The sequence below is a fragment of the uncultured Aquimarina sp. genome (assembly GCF_947492115.1).
In the GTDB taxonomy this organism is placed as follows: domain Bacteria; phylum Bacteroidota; class Bacteroidia; order Flavobacteriales; family Flavobacteriaceae; genus Aquimarina.
The window spans coordinates 1142095-1162934 of sequence record NZ_CANLMM010000001.1; the positions used below are offsets into that span (position 1 = coordinate 1142095).

A 20840-nucleotide genomic window follows, 5' to 3' on the forward strand; every position below is an offset into this window, starting at 1 on the left:
TGGTAAAGATAACAAAACGACTGTAATCAAAATGACACTCTACCTATTTTCGTATTAATTATGCAATAATGATTTTGCGTGTGTTAAAGCAGAATCAGAAACTTGCTTACCTCCAATCATTTCAGCAATTTCTCGTATTCTATCTTCTTCGTTTAACAATTTCAATCTTGTTACCGTAACATTATTTACGTCTTCTTTAAAAACTTTATACTGTTTATTACCATTAGCGGCTATTTGTGGTAAATGCGTGATACTAAAAACCTGAAGATTCTTACTCATCGTCATCATCAAATCAGCCATTTTATGAGCTATTTCTCCAGAAACACCTGTATCAATTTCATCAAAAATTATTGTAGGTAATTGAGTATATCTAGAAAGAATAACTTTAATACCTAACATAATTCTGGATAATTCTCCTCCTGATGCTACTTTCTTCAGCTCTCCATAAGTACCTCCTTTATTCGCAGAAAACAAAAACTCTAATTCTTCTTTTCCATTAGAAAGATATTTCTCTTGTAGCAACAAAGACGTTTTGAAAGTTGCGTTAGGCATTCCTAAACCTTTTAAAATACCTTCCAGCTCCGTCACTAATTTTGGTAGTGCTTTCTTTCTTTTTGAATGTATTCTTTCTGCAACCTCATCCAACTGCTTTTTAATAGTCTCTATTTCTTTTTGGATACCTTCTATATCATCAGAAAGTGATTCGGTTTTAGAAACTTTTTCTTGTAATTCTTCTTGGATTGTTAGTAACTCTTCTATCGAAGAAACTGTATGCTTTGTCTGAAGATTATGTATAATCTGTAATCGATTACTAACTTCTTCTAATTGTTCTGGATCGGCATCCAGTTTTTCTAATTCATTTTGCAATGAATCATTTACATCCTCTAGTTCTATGTATACACTTTCAACTCTATCGGATAATTCTTTTAGACTACTAGAATACGATGCGATTTTGGAGAGATTATTTTTTACGGTATTCAAAAGATCCGAAATTCCGATTTCCTCAGAAGAAACCAAAGACACAGCGTTAGATAATCGTTCTTGTATTTCTTCAATATTAATCAACGTCTCATGACGTTCTTCTAATTGTGCTAATTCTCCGGATTGCAGCTTTGCCTCAACCAATTCGTTTAACAAAAAGGAATTATAATCATGTTCCCTTGTTAATTCATGCTGACTTTCCAGCAATGTTCTTTGCTCTTTTTCTTTTATTTTTAGGAGAGACAATCCTCTTTTATAAGATTCTATTTCTCTTCCTGCATCTGACAATGCATCGAGCACTTCAAATTGAAAATCATTTGTCGTTACTTCTAATGTCTGATGTTGACTATGAATATCAATCAATCGAAGTCCTAACTTGTTCAACGAACTTAGCGTTACTGGAGTATCATTAATAAAAGCTCTGGATTTACCTGATGGTAATATTTCTCTTCTGATTATTGTTTCGGTTTCATAATCCAAATCTTCTTCTTCAAAAAGAGAAGCTAAATCATACTTTTCTATATCAAAAACACCTTCTATAGTACATTTATTAGCGCTATCTTTTATACTAGACAGATCTGCACGTTTACCAAGCAAGAGACCTAAAGCTCCTAATAACAAAGATTTACCAGCACCAGTTTCTCCGGTTATAGTTGTCAAACCAGTATCAAATGAAACTTGTAACTGTTCTATTAAAGCGAAGTTTTTTATTGAAAGACTTCTAAGCAAAGGATAATACTATTTTGTGATTTATTAAAGGAAGTAAAGATACTATAGTTTTAAAAAGATTTCAATGACAAAATAGAAAAACTTATAACTTTATCTCAGCCCAATTGGTAGCGTATGTTGGGGCTATTCTTCCTAAAATAGAAATAGTTTCTGCAACGTTTAGCGCTGGTCCACCTGAAAGAATTTTAGCTACTTCATCTGCTTTTGCATCAAAGAAAACTCTCATGATATATGAGTTTGGTCGGGTTCTATGCAAACCTTCTAAAGTTTTCATAGATTCTAAAATAGATTCCTTTCCTTTTTTCAGATCATTATTCATAATATCAAGACCTTCTCTATGATAAGTATACAATGCAGTTCTGTATCCATCAAAGGTACCAGATAATAAATCATCATTTAATCTAAATCTGGTTTGTGGTCCGTCTTGTCCATTCCAACCCAAAGTATTACTACCTTGTGCATTACCTACAATATTTTTTGCCTCCTGAAAATAATTGGTACCTGAATTTAATTCAAAAGAATCTGCATCAACACCTAAAATCGTATATAGATAAAAAGCAACTACTGATATTAGATTAGATTCGAAATTATTAGGATTGTAATTTAATGGCTGAAACTCTAAATACCTAAAATTAAACTGTTTGTCATTTATATTAAGAATGGTAGTTTTATAATTAGATCCATATACAGGTCTTGAAGCTTGAACCTGCAGGGTAGCATTGAAACTATCATTATCGTTCCCCGTAATGGTTATAAAAAAACTACAATCAATTCTTTCTTCATTTCTATAATCCGTTTCAGTCCACTTTGTATTATTTATAAATTCTGCCACAGACCTCTCCAAGGTTTTAAAAACTTGCAAGTTTGGATTTCCCGTTTGTTCTGCATTTACTACAACGGTAGCATTAAACTCTTGAGCATTTGCAAAAATGCATGATAAAAGTAGTGTAAGAAGAAAAAAATTACGCATTACGTTGTGTATTGATTTCGTTAAAAATATCCTGTGCAACTTCAGCTTTGGTCTTTAAATCAAACGCTTTAATTTCCATTTTATGATTAATAAGCGTCACTTTATTAGTCTTCCCCTTAAAGCCAGCTCCTTTATCATTTAAAGAATTTAAAACTATTAAGTCCAAATTCTTCTTTTTCAATTTTGCTTTGGCATTCTCCTCCTCATTTTGTGTTTCTAAAGCAAAACCAACTAAAAACTGTTCTTTCTTAACGGATCCCATCCATTTAAGGATATCCGTAGTACGTTCTAATTCGATTGCAAAGCTACTGTCGGATTTTTTAATTTTTTGATCGGAAACATTTTTAGGTCTATAATCAGCCACAGCAGCAGAAGCTATAGCTATATCACAACTCTCAAATTCCTTTTCAACCGCTTCATACATCGATTCAGCATTTACCACAGGAACTACATTAATTAATCCATGATCTACTGTTAAAGAAGAAGGGCCTAAAACCAATGTTACTTCCGCGCCAAGCGATGCCGCCTGAGAAGCCAGTTCGATCCCCATTCTTCCTGTAGAATGATTTCCTATGAAACGTACTGGATCTATTGCTTCATATGTCGGACCAGCAGTAATTAATACTTTTTGTCCTTTAAGTGGTAATTTTTCTAAGATATCAGCTTCGATAAAACTGATAATGTTTTCAGGCTCTGCCATCCTTCCCTGTCCTACAAGGCCGCTTGCTAATTCTCCAGATTCGGCAGGAATCATAACATTACCAAACTCTTGCAGTTTTTTGAAAGTTTCGTGAGTAGAAGGGTGATTATACATATCCAAATCCATCGCTGGAGCAAAATACACAGGACATTTTGCGGACAAATATGTAGCTAAAAGAAGATTATCACTATTACCTGTAGACATTTTAGACAAGGTATTAGCTGTAGCAGGTGCTATGATCATAAGATCTGCCCATAATCCCAGCTCTACGTGATTATTCCATTCGGCGTTTTCATCTTCCTCATCATAAAAAGAAGAATTTACCGGATTCTTTGATAATGTAGAAAGTGTAAGTGGAGTTACAAAATCCTTTGCTGCAGGAGTCATAACTACCTTTACCTGTGCGCCTGATTTAATAAACAAGCGCACTAAGGAAGCTGTTTTATACGCAGCGATACCAGCGGTAACACCTAAAAGAATTTTTTTACCGCCTAATATTGATGCCATAAATTATTTATAAAGATTCAGAATCTGTTTTTGTATTTCTGAAGTAAATTTTACCTTCTAACCACTCTTGCGCAGCTAGTGAATGAGGTTTTGGTAATCTTTCGTAGAATTTAGAAACTTCTATTTGTTCTTTATTCTCAAAGATTTCTTCTAAACTATCATTATAAGTAGCAAACTCATCTAGTTTTTCCAAAAGCTCCTTTTTAATATCCGTATTAATCTGGTTTGCTCTTTTAGATATTACAGAGATTGCTTCGTATATATTACCTGTTGGTTGGTCTACTAAGTTTTTATCAATAGTAGTAGTATTTACAGGCGCATTACTTTTTTTCAAATCCATCTTCTCCTAATTTTCTATTTATATTTTTCTAAACGTGTCTTAATATCTTCTGAAATTTCTTCAGCATCGGCAGTAAACTCACCTTCTTTGTAATACTTTTTGTAATTATTATAAAAACTTTCGGCAGTTTCTAATCGTTCTTTTACAAAAACTTCATAGCTACCAATAGCTAATAAATATTGTGATTCTAGCTTGTAATATAATGCTTTTTCTCTAAAAACAGAACCTGGATAATCTATTAGATAGTTATCAAAAGCTTTTATAGCCACTTTATAATTCTCTCTATGATGATATTGTTTTGCTATTTCAAAAGCCTTTTTTTCTTTTTTGTTTCTTAATTCTGCAACCAATTTATTGGCTTCTTCCAGGTTTTCACTATCTGGATATGCATTAATATAAGCTTGTAACTTCTGAATTGCTTCATCTGTTTCTTGCTGATCTAAACTATATCTAGGAGATAATTGATAGTAACTCTTAGCTCCTTTATAGGCAGCTTCTTCCCTTTTCTCACTATTCGGATATGATTTAGCAAATCTTTCAAACTGATATCCAGCAAGGTAATAATCCTCTAAATTATAATACGTATCAGAGTAATAATACATTACCCTTTCTGCCTGAGGCTTTCCACGAAACTGCGGCACGATTTGCTCAAAGAGACGTAAAGCTTTTTTATACTTACCCTCTTTATACAATTCTTCTGCTAACTTATATTTAGGCCCAACTTCTTCTTCTTTAAGTACTTTTTGATACTCACTACAAGAACCTAATACCAATACTAATGTTAACAAAAACAATAATTTCTTCATATCTTAAAAAACATCTGGCAAAAATAGATATTTCTACCGTATTACAAAAACTTTAATTGATCTATTAAATAACTAAAAGAAGAGGTCATTGTTGCAAAATTGTGACATAAAAAAACAGCTGCTCTATTTCTCTGAATTATACACCTTGGTTTCACTTATTTTATCATGATCCAACACTGTAAACCCTTCATCATCATAATGAAATGCAGGAACGAAAGATTCATCAATTTTGAGATCATTAAGAACATAAGAGTGCACCTGATGAACTTCTTGAGTAAAAGACTCATCATAATAACTTATCAAAATCAGGACTTCTCCGTGTAATTTAGATAAGTCTTCGCGTTTAAACTCCGCTAATGGACTAGTTTCTGTAATGGGATGCACTATGGTCCAAGTAGTAGGCAGATAAGTAATTTGACTTCTTTCTAATTTAAGATTGTAAAAATTATTTACATATTTAGCACCTTCTGTTTGTTGAGATAGCGCTAAGGTAACTTCAGCTTTTGGACGGATCATTACATTAGTACTTCGGCTCATTAACCGGAACATAATACAATCATTTCCATTATGTTCTCTGAGCACCATTCTTTTACTAAATCTTATACTCGATTTTGGTTTAGAAAATCTTCCATACAACAATCCTGTAATAAAGGAAAAACTTAAAAGTCCTACTAACGCTTCTATAGAAGAAATTACCCCAAAAACCACTCCCTTAGGAGCCATTGCTCCATACCCTACAGTAGTTACTGTTTGGGCAGAAAAAAAGAATGCTTTTAGAAAATCACCAAATAAACTACCTGTCGGAACTGTAATCGCAGAAATACCTATAGACACATAGATTATAGCAAAAACTGAATTTACAAAAACATACCCAAGAAATACCCAGCAAAAAAACTTCAACCAGCTGATACTAATCAAATAATCGTAACTCCTTGAAATCGAAGTACGTCTATTGATATGTTTTATATTAAAAGAACCATCAGAAGTGATAAATCGTTTCGCTAACTTATCTGATGATAAACCAATCCCAGGATCTTTTATTTTTTTTGCCATAAAAGCTTGTTAATTACTTTTTACGAACTCTTCTATTTTATCAGCTAAATCTTTAGAAACAGGAACTAAAGGTAATCGTACATAATCATCACAAACACCTTTTTTCTTTAAAATATTTTTTATACCCGCTGGATTACCTTCCTCAAAAGCATAATCCAAAACAGGTAACAATTTATATAAAATTTCAAATCCTTCTTTAGTATCACCAGAAAGTCCTAACCTAATCATGTTGGAAAATTCTTCTGGAAACCCTTGACCAATTACACTAATTACTCCATCACCTCCAGCTGCTACCAAAGGAAGTGCTAGCGCATCATCTCCAGAAATCACCAAGAAATCTTTAGGCTTATCTTTTAAAATTCTAAGTACTTGTGTAAAATCACCTGTCGCTTCTTTAATTCCAACAATTTTATCTAATTTGGATAATCTTAATGTTGTTTCTGCACTCATATTTGTTCCCGTACGTGAAGGGACATTATATAACAACACAGGTAACGGAGACTGATCATTTATCATTTTGTAATGTTGATAAATTCCTTCTTGACTTGGTTTGTTATACATTGGCACAACTGATAAGATAGCATCAAAATCTGAAGTATCCGTATCTTTCATTTCTTGTAGAATCGCTGCGGTATTATTACCGCCAATACCTATAACTAAAGGTAATCTTTTGTTATTTATTTTTACAATATGCTGTACTAACTCCTTTTTTTCTTCTTTTGAAAGTGTAACTGACTCTGCTGTAGTTCCTAGTACAACTAAGTATTCTACACCGCCATTTATACAATATTCTACTAACGATTCTACTCCTTTGTAATCAATTGAACCATTACTATTAAAAGGCGTTGCTAATGCAACACCAGTTCCTTTCAGAAAAGCACTCATATTATATTATCTGTAAAATTTTTAAATATTTTTTTAATTCGGAAATAAAAAGGTTGGTGTCTTGATCGGCAGAACCTATTACGAGATCATTAATTCTATTATCAATCTCAGCAAAACCAACTTTAAACTTTGCTTTGGAAGCGGCAGCAACATAATCTAACTCCAATTTACTTTCGGAGTAAAAATTGATTAAAATGTCATAATCCTTTTTTATAAAATCATTCAAAGAATTACTCTTTACAGCACCTCCAACACCAAAACTTTTATCGTTGTAATAATCGGCATCTTTATCATCTGAAATTTCTTTCTGGTCTTCCTTATACCCCATTACTTTCAAGTTATCGGACTTCACACCAAGTTCATTTGCCAACTTAACCACCGACAAAATGTTAACGGATTGAGAAGCATCAATCAAAACTGCTAAATTTCTAATATTAGAAACTTCTTTAGCTCTGGATTTTCTTGATTTAATATGAGATTCAACACTCTTTTTTAAAGCATTTCGCTTTAGACCTTTTAAAATCATTTACAATTAAAGATTAAATGGCAAATGTAGGTATTTTCAATTTTAAATAACACTACAAAGCCTAATATAAATTAAAAACTAAACAATATTTAACACAAAAAGTTATATATATAACAAATAAATTTAATCTGTTTGATGTAGATTATATCGATCAGATTAAAGATATCTATGGCCTACTTCATTATTATCTTTCAGCTTTACCTCCATAAGAAACTTCAAGAAACAATATAAGCCAATAATCTCCGTAACATTCGCAAGTACCGTAAAAACCTTACTGTAGTAATAAAAATGATTGATTAAAACCAAGGCATTTACAAAAAGACAACAACTAGCAGAGATAAATAGCTTAAAATTACCTTTATATTTATCTGCGAGATAAATCACAAAACACGCCCCTACAAATACAAAGAGTGTAAACATTATTGCAAAGAATGAAAAAACAACATCCATAAGCGTTGGTAATACCATTTGAGAAACAGAAAAAACCAAATATGCCACCAGGAAAAAACTTATAATTATAGGTAATGATGTGAACCTGGTAATTTTGATATCCTTTAGAGTTATATATTTCCTTAATAAAAAAATATTCACCAGATAGAATAAAATTATTGTAAGCGCTACATGATTAAAATATTTATAAAAATCCAAATAAATCAGAGTATCGCTAGCCATCAGTATTACCATACTTAACGAATAACAAAACCAAATAGATTTTTTATCCGAGACACATATAAAAATAAGCGATAAAGGAATTAATGGTTTAACATATACCAAATGTATATTTTCACAAAGTACTGCAGTAAACACAACCACAATAAAGGAAAAACCAAAAAATAAATATGCTAATCTACTATTCTTCTCCACCTAACTCAGTCTTGGTAACTTTAATTACGCTTTCAAAATAATCATTTCAAATATGGTATCAAAAAAACTCAACAGTATTAGGTTTCAGGTCATTTTGTTCAATAAAAAATTTAATTAAAAAGTAATGACCAAAAACTTGCAGAACATTGCTCAGAATAACAAATACATCTAAATGAATATACAACTTGTTTAATACCGTAATAATATTCACAATCAGAAAGCTTGAGGCAGCCACCATAAGCGAATAACTGATTACTGTTCTGCTGTTTAAATAAATATAATAACAAAGTCCTATGAACAAAATAAATAAAACAATAAAAACATTGAGATACAATTGATCCTCCGATATACTACCCGAAATCATGTCTGCAACAGAATAAATCACATAAGATATCAATCCCATAGTAATTAACAACTGTATCGTAAAGATCTTTTTAAATTGTATTTTAATTCTTTTTAAACTCTTGCGTAGTAGCAGAATATTAAAACAGTAGTACAAAGACATCAATACATTAATTATCCTGAAATATTTTTTAAAATCAATGACCGCTAAGATTTCAGAAATCAATACGAACAACAACCCCAAAACAACTAAATATTGTATCCTTTCTACCTTAGACACATAGATCAAAAACACAGAAGAAACCACTAAAGTTTTAGTATAAACTAACCAATTTTCATTAAAAATGGCTGTTATTAGAAGTAAAACCCCAGAGATATACAATAGTCGATAAGAAAGTTTAGTTCTATCCAAAATTACTTTAATTTACATTCTAAAATCCTTCGAACTCTTCTGATTTAAGATACTTATATTTTGTAATCATGTAGTTAACCAAAAACACTAAAGCCAATGGTTCACAGATTAAACGAATCACTTTTAACTCATTGGATTCCAGATAAAAATGATCAATAAGCAAAATAAAATCACTAAAGGAAAAATTCAGCATTGCTAAAAAAAACCACAATGACTTTTCTGATCTAATATTAATGTAGTGCATTGCAGCTACAATCAGCAAAATATATAGTAATAATAGATGAAGAAAACCTATTAAACTTAGACTTCCCATAGGTTCTCTAAGCACATAATAAGTCATAAAAAATATAGCCGTGTATAAAGAGCTACCTAACACCAATGTAAAAACATCTCTTTGATTGTATTTAAAAAACTTATGATTGTAATACAAAAAATAAAACAATATCAGATATCCAATAATTCTGATAAACATAATATCTCCAATTGTTATTTGATTATTTAATATCGCTATTAATTCTGCGAAAAAAAATATTGAAAGAACAATAAAATGAAGTAGTTTACTTTTTTTACTACTCCAAAAATATAGCATCAAAATAATCATAAACAGCAAAGGTTTGCTAAAAGTGTATAACAGCGGAAACTGAAACACAAAACCTACTACCTGTAAAACAATCAAAAAAGAAATTAAAAATCTTAGTAGTTTTCCTCCATCCATTATGATTTAATGTAAAAAAGTGCAAATATTCTTCACTTCTTACTCCGTTTAACAATTTTTCCTTTGGTTAAGATACTAAATTTCAATTAAATACCTAACACAGAAATTAAACTTCAATTAATTTTTTATTTTAAGAGAATCAGGACTTGAAATTTTAAATTTCACCAGAAAGTATACTGCCAACAATTGGTAGATGGAATTAATAATTTTTAATTCTAATGAAGGAACATAAAATCGATCCAATGCAAAACAAGCATCACTAATTACAAAATTAAGTATCGCAATCACAAACCAAAGAGATCTAGGAGACCTAATATTTACATACTGAAAGACAGCACCTATTAAAAGCAGATATAGAATAATTATATAGATAATACCAAATGGTCTTATAGCACCCATAGCCTGATTCGTAACTGCATATATTTCATAGACAATAACCGTCCACAAAACTAAAAAGGCCATCAGATATACAATATCTATGTTATTGTAATCTATTTTTTTATGATTTCGATATAGAAAATAGAATAAGATGAAATAACATATAGTATAGCTTAACAAAACATATCTAAACCCATTCTCTATTCCTGTAAGCAAAAAAATATCACCTAGAAAACAGAGGAGCAAAACAACTGCAAATAACGAATCAACCTTTTTGACATTAAACCAATACAACATAAAGAATAAGGGAACAGTCATTGGTTTCACATACAACTCCAAAGCAGAATTCTGCAAGATTGTACTAAGAACACATAAACTTCCTGTTAGCAATAACAATATTTTAATGAGTGTTCTTATTTTCACGTAGTTATAATTACTTTATTAAGAATTCATACAAAATCTATCCTGTTCACATGATTCAAAATTCAATTACAATTATCTCTTTATTCCAATAAATTTAAGAAATCCTCTTCGGTAATAATAGCAATCCCCAGCTTATTTGCTTTTTCCAACTTACTTGGTCCCATATTAGCTCCAGCTACTACATAAGATGTTTTAGAAGAAATTGAACTAGAAACTTTCCCTCCATTATCTTCAATAAGCTTCTTTAACTCATTACGAGAAACCTTCTCAAAAACTCCCGAAACAACAAATGTTTGACCATTTAATGTATCTTTTTGATTAGCTAATTTCTCCGCTGAGATTTGCAATTGCACACCATAATCTAAAAGTCTAGTAATAAGTGTTTTATTAGATTCCGTATCGAAAAACTCTTTAACGCTTTGCGCTATTTTGATTCCAATTTCGTCAACACTTACCAAATCCTCTTCTGAAGCTTGCATAATCGCTTCGATTGTCTTGTAATGTTTTGCTAATTTTTTAGCTACAGTCTCTCCTACATACCGAATTCCTAAGCCAAATAAAACTCTTTCGAAGGGAATCTCTTTAGATTTAGCAATTCCTTCGATGAGATTATCCGCACTTTTTTCGGCCATACGCTCCAGTGGAATAACTTGTTCTTTTTTAAGCATATAAAGGTCTGCATAATCTTTGATTAAGCCTTCTTTTACCAGCAATGCCACGGTTTCTCCTCCAAGACCTTCTATATCCAGTGCTTTACGAGATATGTAATGCTGTATTCTACCCACAATCTGCGGCGGACATCCGTCTATATTCGGGCAATAATGCTGTGCTTCTCCCTCTTTTCTTATTAATTCTGTACCACATTCTGGACAAGAAGAAATATACACAGTTGGCATAGAGTCTTGATCTCTTTTTGTGAAATCTACACTTACAATTTTGGGAATGATCTCGCCTCCCTTTTCTACAAACACCGTATCATTCTCTCGGATATCAAGCTTTTGAATTTGATCTGCGTTATGCAATGAAGCTCTTTTTACTGTAGTACCTGCCAACTGAACAGGCTCTAAATTAGCAACTGGTGTTATAGCTCCTGTGCGACCCACTTGATAAGTTATTTTATTTAGCTTGGTAATTGCTTGCTCTGCCTTAAATTTATAAGCCATTGCCCATCTTGGAGCTTTTGAAGTAAAACCAAGCTCTTCTTGTTGTTGTAAATCATTTACTTTTATGACAACACCATCTGTTTCATAAGGTAAATCTCTTCTTTTTTCATCCCAAATATTCACAAACTCCAACACTTCATCTATAGAATGCACTAAACGTGATTCTTCTGGAACTTTAAACCCCCATTCTCTAGCTTTTTCTAAACTTTCATATTGTGAAAAAATACCTAATCGATCTCCAGCCAAATTATACAACAAACAATCTAATGGTCTTTTTGCAGTTTCACTACTATCCTGAAGCTTCAAACTTCCAGAAGCAGTATTTCTTGGATTTGCATAAGGTTCTTCTCCTGCTGCTATTCGCTCCTGATTCATTTTAGCAAAGCCTTCATAAGGCAATACAATTTCTCCTCGGATATCAAACTTTGCGGGATAATCTCCTTTTAATTTTAAAGGTACAGACTTAATTGTTTTTACATTGGTCGTAACATCATCGCCCTGGATTCCATCACCTCTGGTTACTGCACGTAATAACTCTCCATTTTCGTACGTAAGACTAATAGAAGCACCGTCATATTTAAGCTCGCAAGTATAACTTACATCGCCATCAACCAATTTCTTAATTCTAGTTTCCCAATCCAACAAATCTTCTTTAGAGTAAGAATTATCCAACGAGTACATTCGTTGCTCATGAACTACTGTATTAAAATTTTTAGTAACCTGCCCTCCTACTCTCAAAGTTGGTGAATTAGGATCATAAAACTGAGGGTGTTTTTCTTCTAAAGCTTGAAGTTCTTTAAGTTTCATATCGAACTCATAATCACTTATAGTAGCTGCATCTAAGACATAATAGTTATAATTATGTTGTCTTAATTCTTCCCTTAATTGATTGATTTGTTGTTCTATATTCATTGTTGTGATACCGTTATGCTATTATTTTATTGCCTCTTCTATTAGATTGATAACGTCCTTAATTTCAATCCCAAGATATTCCGAAAGTTTTTGTAGAGATTCTTTTCCTTTTATAAAAGTTTCCGCTGTTTTTCTTGTCCAATTAATTCCATCTATTCCAGCTTTAATCTTATCAAAAAAACGCCTAAAACGGTTTTTAAAACCACTTTTTTTCAAATCTTTAATATTTTCTTCATTAAGAAGATCTAAATCTTCCTGAAGCTTCTCAGCATCGTCAAATAGTTCTGTATTTCTTAAATTATTTACAATAAAATCAAATGCATCTTGAAAATGAATAATCTCTTCTTTTGAAAATTCTAAAACTTGAGACTGATATTGAAGTTGAGATTGTTCTTGGTTTTGATTTATATTTAAATTAACCCTTATTGGTTCTTTTTCCCTATTTAAAAACAAATTACGAAACTTCGAAATATCTTCTTCTAAGTATTTAATTTTATAATTAGCGAAATCAAGGTTTGTTTTAAACTGTTGAATTTGGGCTTTATATTTGATTTCTAAAAACTCTATTTCCTTGGTTAATTCTTCAACAATTACTTTATCTCTTAAAGACAGGTTTAAATTGTGAACCAAATTGACATATTCATTGATATATAGCCGAATATCTTCAATATTCACATCTTTATCAACCAAAATTTCCAACTCTAAACCTTCAGATATTTTATTTATTTGAAACTCTATTTGAATCCCCTTAGTATCTTTAACATACTCGTCAAAACTTATTAAATATTTAATGAATGCATTTCTTAAAAGGTCATGAATTTTAATTTTATCTTTATAACTCTTTTTGTTATTTAAAAAATAATTATGAATAATTTTCCTAGCAAGGTCAATAGTCACATCCTCTTTTTTAAATGAAGAATGTGCTATGATTGAGATCAGAGCTCCTTCCAACACATTTATGTTAGTTTTAATATTATTTGCCAAAAACTCCACAACATCTTCTGGCATTTCTATGCCATCTCTATAAAGTTTATTTTTGATAATAGATATTTTGGTCTCATAATCCGGTTGATGAAGCTCGGCAGACAATCCTTTTTTAATTTCGGAACTCAAACCCTCATCTATTCCATATAAATTCAGTGGAACTTTGTTACAAGTTAATATTACCTGCTTACCTTCTTTTCTTAAATAATTAATAATATAGAAAAACACATCCTGTGTATCTTTTTTTCCTAATAATAATTGGACATCATCTACAATTAACAAATCAAGAATTTTGTACAATTGAATAAAATCTTCTCTCCCATTATTCTTAATAGAGTTAATATATTCTCGTGTAAATTTTTCTGCCGAAATATATAAAACTGTTTTTTCAGGATAATTGTCTTTTATGTTTACACCTATTGCATGTGCCAAGTGTGTCTTACCTAGCCCAACTCCTCCAAAAATTAACAAAGGATTAAAAGACGTTTCTCCAGGTTTGTTAGCTACTGCCATACCAGCAGATCTTGCTAAACGGTTCGAATCCCCTTCTATAAAGTTATCAAAATTATAATTAGGGTTTAATTGAGATTCTATTTTTAAACTTCTAATCCCTGGAATCACAAATGGATTTTTAAGTTCGGGGTTTTTACTTCTAATAGGAATATCTACTTCTTGAGAACTTATAGTTTTACGAGAAGTACTTGGTATTTTCTCATAAAACGCTTTTTTTTTTCCAAATACATTCTCCATTTTAATAATATATACTAACTTAGAATGTTCGCCTAATTCCCTAGTCAAAGATAACCGTAAAAGTTCTACATAATGTTCTTCGAGCCACTCGTAAAAAAACTTGCTAGGTACCTGGATGCTCAAAGCACTATCAGTAAGCTTTACAGCTTTAATAGGTTCAAACCAGGTTTCAAAAGCTTGTGGAGTAATTTTGTCCTCTATATATAACAAACAATTATTCCAAACTGAGTCTGCCGTTTTATCCATATCAAGTTCTATCTGGTTGCAACCACTTCGGCACTTGTGCAGGTTCAAATGACTTCATTTTTTCTAGTAACGAATCGATTTGATCATCCACAATTAGAAGATCATAGTTTTCTTGTTTTAGAAAGCCACTTTTTACCATATTCTCTAATAAAAGTAATAAATGATCGTAAAATCCATTGATATTCAATAAACCAATAGGTTTTTGATGCAACCCTAACTGAGACCACGTAATGATTTCAAATAGCTCTTCTAAAGTCCCAAAACCACCAGGTAAAGTAATAAACCCATCACTAAGATTATGCATTTTCATTTTACGTTCGTGCATATTTTTAGTTGTTATCAGCTCAGTTAACCCAAGATGAACAACTTCTTTTAATTTTAGGAAATCAGGAATAACTCCTACTACTTTTCCTTGATGATTAAGAGCGCCTTCTGCTACTTTCCCCATGATACCGATTTTAGCTGCTCCATACACCAAGGTAATTCCCTGATTAGCTAATTTTTCTCCGAGCAATAAAGCATCACTTACCGTTTTGGTATCATTGCCTTCGCTACTTCCGCAAAAAACACAAATAGAAGTTAGATTATTCATTAATTATATTTTTAGTATTACAGGCACGGATCATTCGATCGTTACCATTTATATCTTTACGAAGATCAATAAATTCATATTCGTATTCCTGAATCATATTTTTAGTTTCGACACCAAGGTATTGATTAATTTCAAAATATAAAGCACCGGTATCAGTCAAACCTTCTTTAGCAAGGGCAGTTATTTTTTCATAAAAAATTAAAGGATTTTCATCAGAAACGAACAGTGCGATACTTGGTTCATTTTCTAATACATTAGCCTGAATTTCTTCTTTTTCTAATTCTCTAACATATGGGGGATTGGAAACAATAATATCAAACTTATGAGGTAAAGAATTCATTTCTAAAATATCCGAATGCATAAACTGAATATCTACCTCATGATATTTGGCATTGAATTTAGCTACTTCGATAGCTTGTTCTGAAACGTCTATAGCGTAAACATCAGCATTAGAAAGCGCTGTAGCTAATGAAATAGCTATACAACCACTACCTGTTCCTATATCTAAAATAGTAAGTTTACGAGTATTGTTGATAGACTGCCAATCTTTCACTATCCAATCTACCAATTCTTCAGTTTCTGGTCTGGGAATTAATACGTGCTGATTCACCTTGAATAAAAGTCCATAAAACTCGGTATCCCCGATAATGTACTGTATAGGCTCTTCATGTAACAATCTTATTTTTGCTTCTTTAAAATATGAGAGATCCTCTTTATTTAGAATCCTATCCAGCTCTAAAGCTATATTCACACGTTGTAGACCAAGTTTATACTCCGAAAGCAAATAAAAGAACGACCTAGCTTCTTCTAAACCATACAATTCTGATAGTGAATCAATAAAATCTTTTCTAAGATCTTTAATTTTCAAATCTATAAATCTTTAATCATCCAAGCCTGACAACTGTAATGCCCTGTATCTCCCATTGGAGCATCTAAGTAAGTAAAGCCAACTTTAGCATACAATTTCCTTGCGTCTTTCATATAAGGCATTGTCTCCAAATAACATTTTGTAAATCCTTGTGTTCTAGCAAAATCAAGACAGGTATTCATCATTTGATGCCCTAATCCTTTTCCTCTAGCCTCCGGTAAAAAATACATTTTTTGAAGTTCACAAATCTCGTCACTTCCTTTTTCTAATTGAGCAATCCCTGCACCTCCAATGATTTTCTCATCCTCTTCTACTACAAAATATTCTTTCCTTGCGCCTTCATAAGTTTCAAACATTATATCCAGCTCTTTATCCTCATAAGCAGTACCTACCTTAGGAACTCCCATTTCTATTAAAACCTCTCTTATTACAGCTGCTAAAGCTTTATTATCTTCTAGAGCAACTGGTCGTATTTTTATAGTACCCATTCTAATATTAAATGTTACTTTTGTGATTACAAAAAGTGACTTTATTTTGTTTCATAAACGAACTGAAATATACATTAAATCTGCTCAGTAATCAATGAAGAAGTTTCTATTCTTATCAACAATATTTCTTATACTACCAAGCTGTTCTTTATCTAAGAAACCTGAGTTCGAGCGCATCTCTAAAATAGATGTTAAAAACGTAAGTATGCGTAATATAACAATCCACGCAGATGCTGTTTTTAACAATCCAAATAATGTAGATGGAACACTTTCTATCGAAGATATGCACGTTTTTGTTGATAACATTGATGTTGGTGTGATATCCTCCAAAGAATTTGATGTTCCATCGAAAAATGAATTTAAAATTCCTTTAGAAGGAACATTTTCACTTTCAAAAATATATGAAGACAATAAGAGTAATCTCTTAAATAGCGTGCTTAAAATCGTTCAAACTGATTCTATTCATATTCAATACAAAGGGAATATAAAATATCATTTTGGAAATTTTTCTTATCCCTATAAAATTAACAAAGAACAAAAAGTTAGTTTAAAATAAAACTTTGGATATACACAAAAAACATATGCATCGATGCATTCAGATTGGAAAGAATGCCCTGGGATCCGCTAGACCTAATCCAATGGTTGGATGCGTAATAGTACATGATGAACACATTATAGGAGAAGGCTTCACTAGTGCCTATGGAGGAAATCATGCAGAAGTTAATGCAGTGAATTCCGTAAAAGATAAATCCTTATTAAAAGAAGCAAGTCTTTATGTAACATTGGAACCTTGTTCCCATTTCGGAAAGACTCCTCCCTGTAGCGACATGATTATTCGAAATCAAATCCCTAAAGTATTTATCGGTACTATAGACACACATAGTAAAGTAGCAGGCAGAGGCATCGAAAAACTCAAGAAAGCTGGTTGTGATGTAACGGTTGGCGTATTAGAGGATGAGTGCAGGAAACATCACAAACGTTTTTTCACTTATCACAACAAGAAACGGCCTTACATTATTTTAAAATGGGCTCAAACACAAGATGGATTTATTGCTCCCGAAAAAAGTTCTGAACGTGCTCCAGTTTGGATCACAAATTCAAATTCTAGACAGTTGGTACATAAATGGCGCGCAGAAGAGCAAGCTATTTTAGTTGGTAACAAAACGGTTATTGAAGATAACCCAAAACTTACTACTAGAGATTGGTCTGGACATCATCCGGTAAGGGTTCTTATTGATTTGTCTAATAAAACTCCAATAGATTCTTCAATTTTAGATAAAACAGTAAAAACAATTGTGATTACCTCTAAGAATAATATCAATAAAAATAGCTCCAATCTGATTTATGAAACTATTGAGCCGGGCAAACAAATTACAACAGATATTTGTAGAATTCTCCACAAACATGAAATACAATCTGTAATAATAGAAGGTGGCAGTTTTACCATACAATCTTTTATTGATAAAAATCTTTGGGACGAAGCAAGAATATTTAAAGGAATCACTAATTTCTCAAAAGGCACAATAGCTCCTAAGATTCATGGAAAACTAACATCCTCTGAAAAAATTTTAAATGACACTCTAAGCATATACATCAATGATCACAACAATCATTTTTGATTTTGGCGATGTGTTTATCAATCTGGATAAACCAGCTACCGAAAAAGAACTTAAGAAATTAGGCTTGCCATCTATTAATAAAGAACTATCAGATTTTAATAAGTTATATGAAATTGGTAAGATAACTACATCCGATTTTATTGATCATTATCAAAAAATCATCCCAAACACTACAAAAGAACAGATTGTTTATGCATGGAATGCTATTTTGAAAGAATTTCCAGATAAACGATTAGACTTTATTAAAAAACTTTCAATTGAAAAGAAATATAAATTATTATTATTAAGCAATACCAATGAATTGCATATTAATTGGATACAAGAAAATATTTCTTTTTATCATGATTTCAAGTCTTGCTTTGATTCCTTTTATCTATCTCATGAGATTAACTTAAGAAAGCCTGATTCTGATATTTTTCAATATGTTTTAGAAGAACACAAGTTAGCTCCCGAAAATACTCTATTTATCGATGACACTGAAGAAAATACGATAGCTGCTCAACGATTAGGGATAAAAACATGGAACAACAATCCAGTAACCGAGGATATCACAGAATTATTTTCTATAAAATCTGATTTATTTTGATATCCCTATTACTAAGCATACTTTCTTCAAGCTGGATATTAATTACTTTTAAATTATTTAGCAAATACAAAGTAGATACGTTACAAGCAATCGTTGTTAATTACATTGTTGCTTCTACTTCTGGTTTTATCGCATACCAGAAGCCTATAGAGGTTAGTAAAATTGCTGAATCCAGTTGGTTTTACACCACCATTATTTTAGGTTTAGTTTTTATATTGGTTTTTAATCTCATGGCTATAACCACACAAAAAAACGGGCTTTCTGTAGCTGCAGTTGCAAGTAAAATGAGTGTAGCAATACCTGTAATATTTGGCATTCTAGTTTATAAAGAAAGTACAGGGTTTTTAAAAATCTCAGGTATTTTAATTGCACTGATTGCTGTTTATCTAACATCGGTAAAAAACACTAGTGGAATCTCTATAAAGACACAAAACTTAATATTTCCATTATTAGTTTTTCTTGGTGGAGGAATTATCGACACAAGTTTAAAGTTTATGGAAAAAAATCATGTAACTGAAGAAGAAACCGCTTTGTTTTCGGCTTGTATATTTGGTTCTGCCGCTGTTATAGGAATTTGTATCTTATCTTATAAATTATTTAAAAAAACTTTAAAAATAGCTCCAAAAAACATCATTGCAGGAATCTGCTTAGGTATTCCGAATTATTTTTCAATTTATTTTTTGATTCAAGCATTAAGAAACGATACTTTAGATAGCTCAACGGTTTTTATCATTAACAACGTTGCTATATTATTATTATCTACCATTGTAGGAGTGCTATTTTTCAAAGAAAAATTAATACAAAAAAACTGGTTAGGTATTATATTAGCAATAATTAGCATTCTGTTAGTTACTTACTCTATTTAATAACATTGAACAATAGCGATTTATATAAAACCATAGACTCTCCAGGAGAAGAAGTCTTATTTAAAGATAAAAACAGTAAATTCTTTGGATATTCATTTCCTATTTCTAGGGAGGAAGATGTTAAACCAATAATTGAATCTTTAAAAAAACAACATCATGCCGCTAGGCATTGGTGCTATGCCTGGCAATTAGGTGTAGAAACTATCCAATATAGAAGCAATGATGATGGAGAACCTTCCAATTCTGCCGGACAACCAATTTATGGTCAAATACAATCTTTCGAAGTTACTAATATCCTTGTGGTAGTTGTACGATATTTTGGTGGTGTTAAGCTCGGTGTTGGCGGATTAATTAACGCCTATAAAACGTCTGCTAAATTATCACTCGAAGCTTCAAATGTTATAGAAAAAACAATTGATATTAAATTTTGCATCACTTTTGAATACAAAAACATGAATAAAGTAATGCGAATCATCAAAGAAAAAAAGATCAAGATATTAGATCAAAAACTAGAATTAAACTGTAAAATATTTATTTCTGTAAGAAAAACAGTCTCCAGTGAAATAAATGATCTTTTCTCTACGTTGTATGAAGTAGAAATTGAAAGATTAGCTAGTTAAGGTATTTTCTATAATTTCTAATAAGTAGGGAGGACATAAAATCGGCTTTCGTGTTTTCGTATCGACAAACACCAAAGTGGAAGAGGCAATTGTTAATAAATCTTGATTCTGATTGTATATTTCGTAGTCAAAAACAATACGAGCCGTAGGAATTTTCTTAAGGAAAGTTTTAACAGTTAATTCATCGTCAAAGAAGGCAGATTTCTTAAATTTAAAGTCTAAGGTAAAAACAGGAAGCATCACACCGTTCTCCTCCATATTCTTATATGAAATACCTAAACGAGACAACCAATCAATACGGGCTAACTCTAGGTATTGTGCGTAATTACCGTGGTGTACAACACCCATTTGGTCTGTTTCAGAATATCTAACTTTTAATGAAGTTTCGGAAGTGATTGACATATATTTAATTATAAAAAAAATGAGCCATTTGGCATTAGAATCATTAAAGTATGCGAAAAAATTATTTAAAATTCAACCCCAAATTCGTTTTTTTTTTACATTTTTTGTTCACA

Annotated in this window: 20 protein-coding genes and 1 pseudogene; 5 read left to right on the forward strand and 16 right to left on the reverse strand. The window is 31.4% G+C overall.

Annotated elements, in window-relative coordinates; translation table 11 throughout:
- Positions 1 to 54: 54 nt before the first annotated feature.
- The 15 genes and pseudogenes from recN to Q1A73_RS05195 all read right to left on the reverse strand — a co-directional run bounded on the left by recN (position 55) and on the right by Q1A73_RS05195 (position 16634).
- Positions 55 to 1710, reverse strand: coding sequence for a DNA repair protein RecN (gene recN, locus Q1A73_RS05125; protein ID WP_299602440.1), 1656 nt, complete (start codon positions 1708 to 1710; stop codon positions 55 to 57).
- A gap of 82 nt (positions 1711 to 1792) precedes the next feature.
- Positions 1793 to 2680 (reverse strand): DUF4835 family protein, encoded by an 888-nt coding sequence (locus tag Q1A73_RS05130; protein WP_299602443.1) that lies wholly within the window; start codon positions 2678 to 2680, stop codon positions 1793 to 1795.
- Entirely contained in the window at positions 2673 to 3887 is a 1215-nt protein-coding gene (gene coaBC / locus Q1A73_RS05135; RefSeq protein ID WP_299602444.1) for a bifunctional phosphopantothenoylcysteine decarboxylase/phosphopantothenate--cysteine ligase CoaBC, read from the reverse strand. Before coaBC ends, Q1A73_RS05130 begins: the two co-directional genes overlap by 8 nt.
- 7 nt (positions 3888 to 3894) lie before the next feature.
- The gene (locus Q1A73_RS05140) at positions 3895 to 4227 is read right to left on the reverse strand and encodes a DNA-directed RNA polymerase subunit omega (RefSeq protein WP_299602446.1); all 333 of its coding nucleotides are present in this window, start codon (positions 4225 to 4227) and stop codon (positions 3895 to 3897) included.
- A gap of 14 nt (positions 4228 to 4241) precedes the next feature.
- On the reverse strand, positions 4242 to 5033 hold the full coding sequence (gene bamD, locus Q1A73_RS05145; protein ID WP_299602449.1) for an outer membrane protein assembly factor BamD: 792 nt from the start codon (positions 5031 to 5033) through the stop codon (positions 4242 to 4244).
- A 123-nt stretch (positions 5034 to 5156) separates the two neighbouring features.
- Positions 5157 to 6086 (reverse strand): ion channel, encoded by a 930-nt coding sequence (locus Q1A73_RS05150; RefSeq protein WP_299602452.1) that lies wholly within the window; start codon positions 6084 to 6086, stop codon positions 5157 to 5159.
- A 9-nt stretch (positions 6087 to 6095) separates the two neighbouring features.
- Positions 6096 to 6971, reverse strand: a complete 876-nt coding sequence (dapA, locus tag Q1A73_RS05155; RefSeq protein WP_299602455.1) for a 4-hydroxy-tetrahydrodipicolinate synthase — start codon at positions 6969 to 6971, stop codon at positions 6096 to 6098.
- Position 6972: 1 nt separating this feature from the next.
- Positions 6973 to 7497, reverse strand: coding sequence for a hypothetical protein (locus tag Q1A73_RS05160; RefSeq protein WP_299602458.1), 525 nt, complete (start codon positions 7495 to 7497; stop codon positions 6973 to 6975).
- A gap of 1637 nt (positions 7498 to 9134) precedes the next feature.
- Positions 9135 to 9716: a hypothetical protein gene (locus Q1A73_RS05165; protein ID WP_299602461.1), complete on the reverse strand. Its 582-nt coding sequence runs from the start codon at positions 9714 to 9716 to the stop codon at positions 9135 to 9137.
- Between the two features lie 231 nt (positions 9717 to 9947).
- A complete protein-coding gene (locus tag Q1A73_RS05170) occupies positions 9948 to 10631 on the reverse strand; it encodes a lysoplasmalogenase family protein (RefSeq protein WP_299602463.1) in 684 nt (227 codons plus the stop codon).
- Between the two features lie 80 nt (positions 10632 to 10711).
- The gene (gene ligA / locus Q1A73_RS05175; RefSeq protein ID WP_299602465.1) at positions 10712 to 12706 is read right to left on the reverse strand and encodes an NAD-dependent DNA ligase LigA; all 1995 of its coding nucleotides are present in this window, start codon (positions 12704 to 12706) and stop codon (positions 10712 to 10714) included.
- Between the two features lie 540 nt (positions 12707 to 13246).
- Positions 13247 to 14686 (reverse strand): annotated as a pseudogene (gene dnaA / locus Q1A73_RS05180) (chromosomal replication initiator protein DnaA); the annotation flags it as partial.
- Position 14687: 1 nt separating this feature from the next.
- Positions 14688 to 15278: a TIGR00730 family Rossman fold protein gene (locus Q1A73_RS05185; RefSeq protein WP_299602467.1), complete on the reverse strand. Its 591-nt coding sequence runs from the start codon at positions 15276 to 15278 to the stop codon at positions 14688 to 14690.
- Positions 15271 to 16146, reverse strand: a complete 876-nt coding sequence (gene prmC, locus Q1A73_RS05190) for a peptide chain release factor N(5)-glutamine methyltransferase (protein WP_299602469.1) — start codon at positions 16144 to 16146, stop codon at positions 15271 to 15273. Before prmC ends, Q1A73_RS05185 begins: the two co-directional genes overlap by 8 nt.
- Before the next feature lie 2 nt (positions 16147 to 16148).
- Positions 16149 to 16634: a GNAT family N-acetyltransferase gene (locus Q1A73_RS05195; protein WP_299602471.1), complete on the reverse strand. Its 486-nt coding sequence runs from the start codon at positions 16632 to 16634 to the stop codon at positions 16149 to 16151.
- A 205-nt stretch (positions 16635 to 16839) separates the two neighbouring features.
- On the opposite strand from Q1A73_RS05195, the gene Q1A73_RS05200 reads away from it, so the two are divergent.
- From Q1A73_RS05200 to Q1A73_RS05220, 5 genes are read left to right on the forward strand one after another with little or no spacing between them, the layout of a single operon-like run.
- Entirely contained in the window at positions 16840 to 17190 is a 351-nt protein-coding gene (locus Q1A73_RS05200) for a hypothetical protein (RefSeq protein WP_299602474.1), read from the forward strand.
- Between the two features lie 4 nt (positions 17191 to 17194).
- The gene (gene ribD, locus Q1A73_RS05205) at positions 17195 to 18253 is read left to right on the forward strand and encodes a bifunctional diaminohydroxyphosphoribosylaminopyrimidine deaminase/5-amino-6-(5-phosphoribosylamino)uracil reductase RibD (RefSeq protein WP_299602477.1); all 1059 of its coding nucleotides are present in this window, start codon (positions 17195 to 17197) and stop codon (positions 18251 to 18253) included.
- A complete protein-coding gene (locus Q1A73_RS05210) occupies positions 18231 to 18839 on the forward strand; it encodes an HAD family phosphatase (protein WP_299602480.1) in 609 nt (202 codons plus the stop codon). Before ribD ends, Q1A73_RS05210 begins: the two co-directional genes overlap by 23 nt.
- The gene (locus Q1A73_RS05215; protein ID WP_299602483.1) at positions 18836 to 19705 is read left to right on the forward strand and encodes an EamA family transporter; all 870 of its coding nucleotides are present in this window, start codon (positions 18836 to 18838) and stop codon (positions 19703 to 19705) included. Before Q1A73_RS05210 ends, Q1A73_RS05215 begins: the two co-directional genes overlap by 4 nt.
- Positions 19706 to 19710: 5 nt before the next feature.
- Positions 19711 to 20325 (forward strand): YigZ family protein, encoded by a 615-nt coding sequence (locus Q1A73_RS05220; protein ID WP_299602486.1) that lies wholly within the window; start codon positions 19711 to 19713, stop codon positions 20323 to 20325.
- On the opposite strand, the gene Q1A73_RS05225 is transcribed toward Q1A73_RS05220, so the two are convergent.
- Complete coding sequence (locus Q1A73_RS05225) at positions 20314 to 20727, reverse strand: thioesterase family protein (protein WP_299602488.1); 414 nt, start codon at positions 20725 to 20727, stop codon at positions 20314 to 20316. The two genes, Q1A73_RS05220 and Q1A73_RS05225, sit on opposite strands and share 12 nt — an antisense overlap.
- Positions 20728 to 20840: the final 113 nt, after the last annotated feature.

Bases quoted from the DNA above. Each gene is read 5' to 3' on its own strand.
- bamD (WP_299602449.1), bottom strand. From the start codon at position 5,033: ATGAAGAAATTATTGTTTTTGTTAACATTAGTATTGGTATTAGGTTCT.
- Q1A73_RS05140 (WP_299602446.1), bottom strand. From the start codon at position 4,227: ATGGATTTGAAAAAAAGTAATGCGCCTGTAAATACTACTACTATTGAT.
- dapA (WP_299602455.1), bottom strand. From the start codon at position 6,971: ATGAGTGCTTTTCTGAAAGGAACTGGTGTTGCATTAGCAACGCCTTTT.
- Q1A73_RS05160 (WP_299602458.1), bottom strand. From the start codon at position 7,497: ATGATTTTAAAAGGTCTAAAGCGAAATGCTTTAAAAAAGAGTGTTGAA.
- Q1A73_RS05130 (WP_299602443.1), bottom strand. From the start codon at position 2,680: ATGCGTAATTTTTTTCTTCTTACACTACTTTTATCATGCATTTTTGCA.
- Q1A73_RS05185 (WP_299602467.1), bottom strand. From the start codon at position 15,278: ATGAATAATCTAACTTCTATTTGTGTTTTTTGCGGAAGTAGCGAAGGC.
- coaBC (WP_299602444.1), bottom strand. From the start codon at position 3,887: ATGGCATCAATATTAGGCGGTAAAAAAATTCTTTTAGGTGTTACCGCT.
- Q1A73_RS05150 (WP_299602452.1), bottom strand. From the start codon at position 6,086: ATGGCAAAAAAAATAAAAGATCCTGGGATTGGTTTATCATCAGATAAG.
- Q1A73_RS05200 (WP_299602474.1), top strand. From the start codon at position 16,840: ATGCGTAATATAACAATCCACGCAGATGCTGTTTTTAACAATCCAAAT.
- Q1A73_RS05165 (WP_299602461.1), bottom strand. From the start codon at position 9,716: ATGATTATTTTGATGCTATATTTTTGGAGTAGTAAAAAAAGTAAACTA.
- ligA (WP_299602465.1), bottom strand. From the start codon at position 12,706: ATGAATATAGAACAACAAATCAATCAATTAAGGGAAGAATTAAGACAA.
- Q1A73_RS05195 (WP_299602471.1), bottom strand. From the start codon at position 16,634: ATGGGTACTATAAAAATACGACCAGTTGCTCTAGAAGATAATAAAGCT.
- Q1A73_RS05225 (WP_299602488.1), bottom strand. From the start codon at position 20,727: ATGTCAATCACTTCCGAAACTTCATTAAAAGTTAGATATTCTGAAACA.
- Q1A73_RS05210 (WP_299602480.1), top strand. From the start codon at position 18,231: ATGATCACAACAATCATTTTTGATTTTGGCGATGTGTTTATCAATCTG.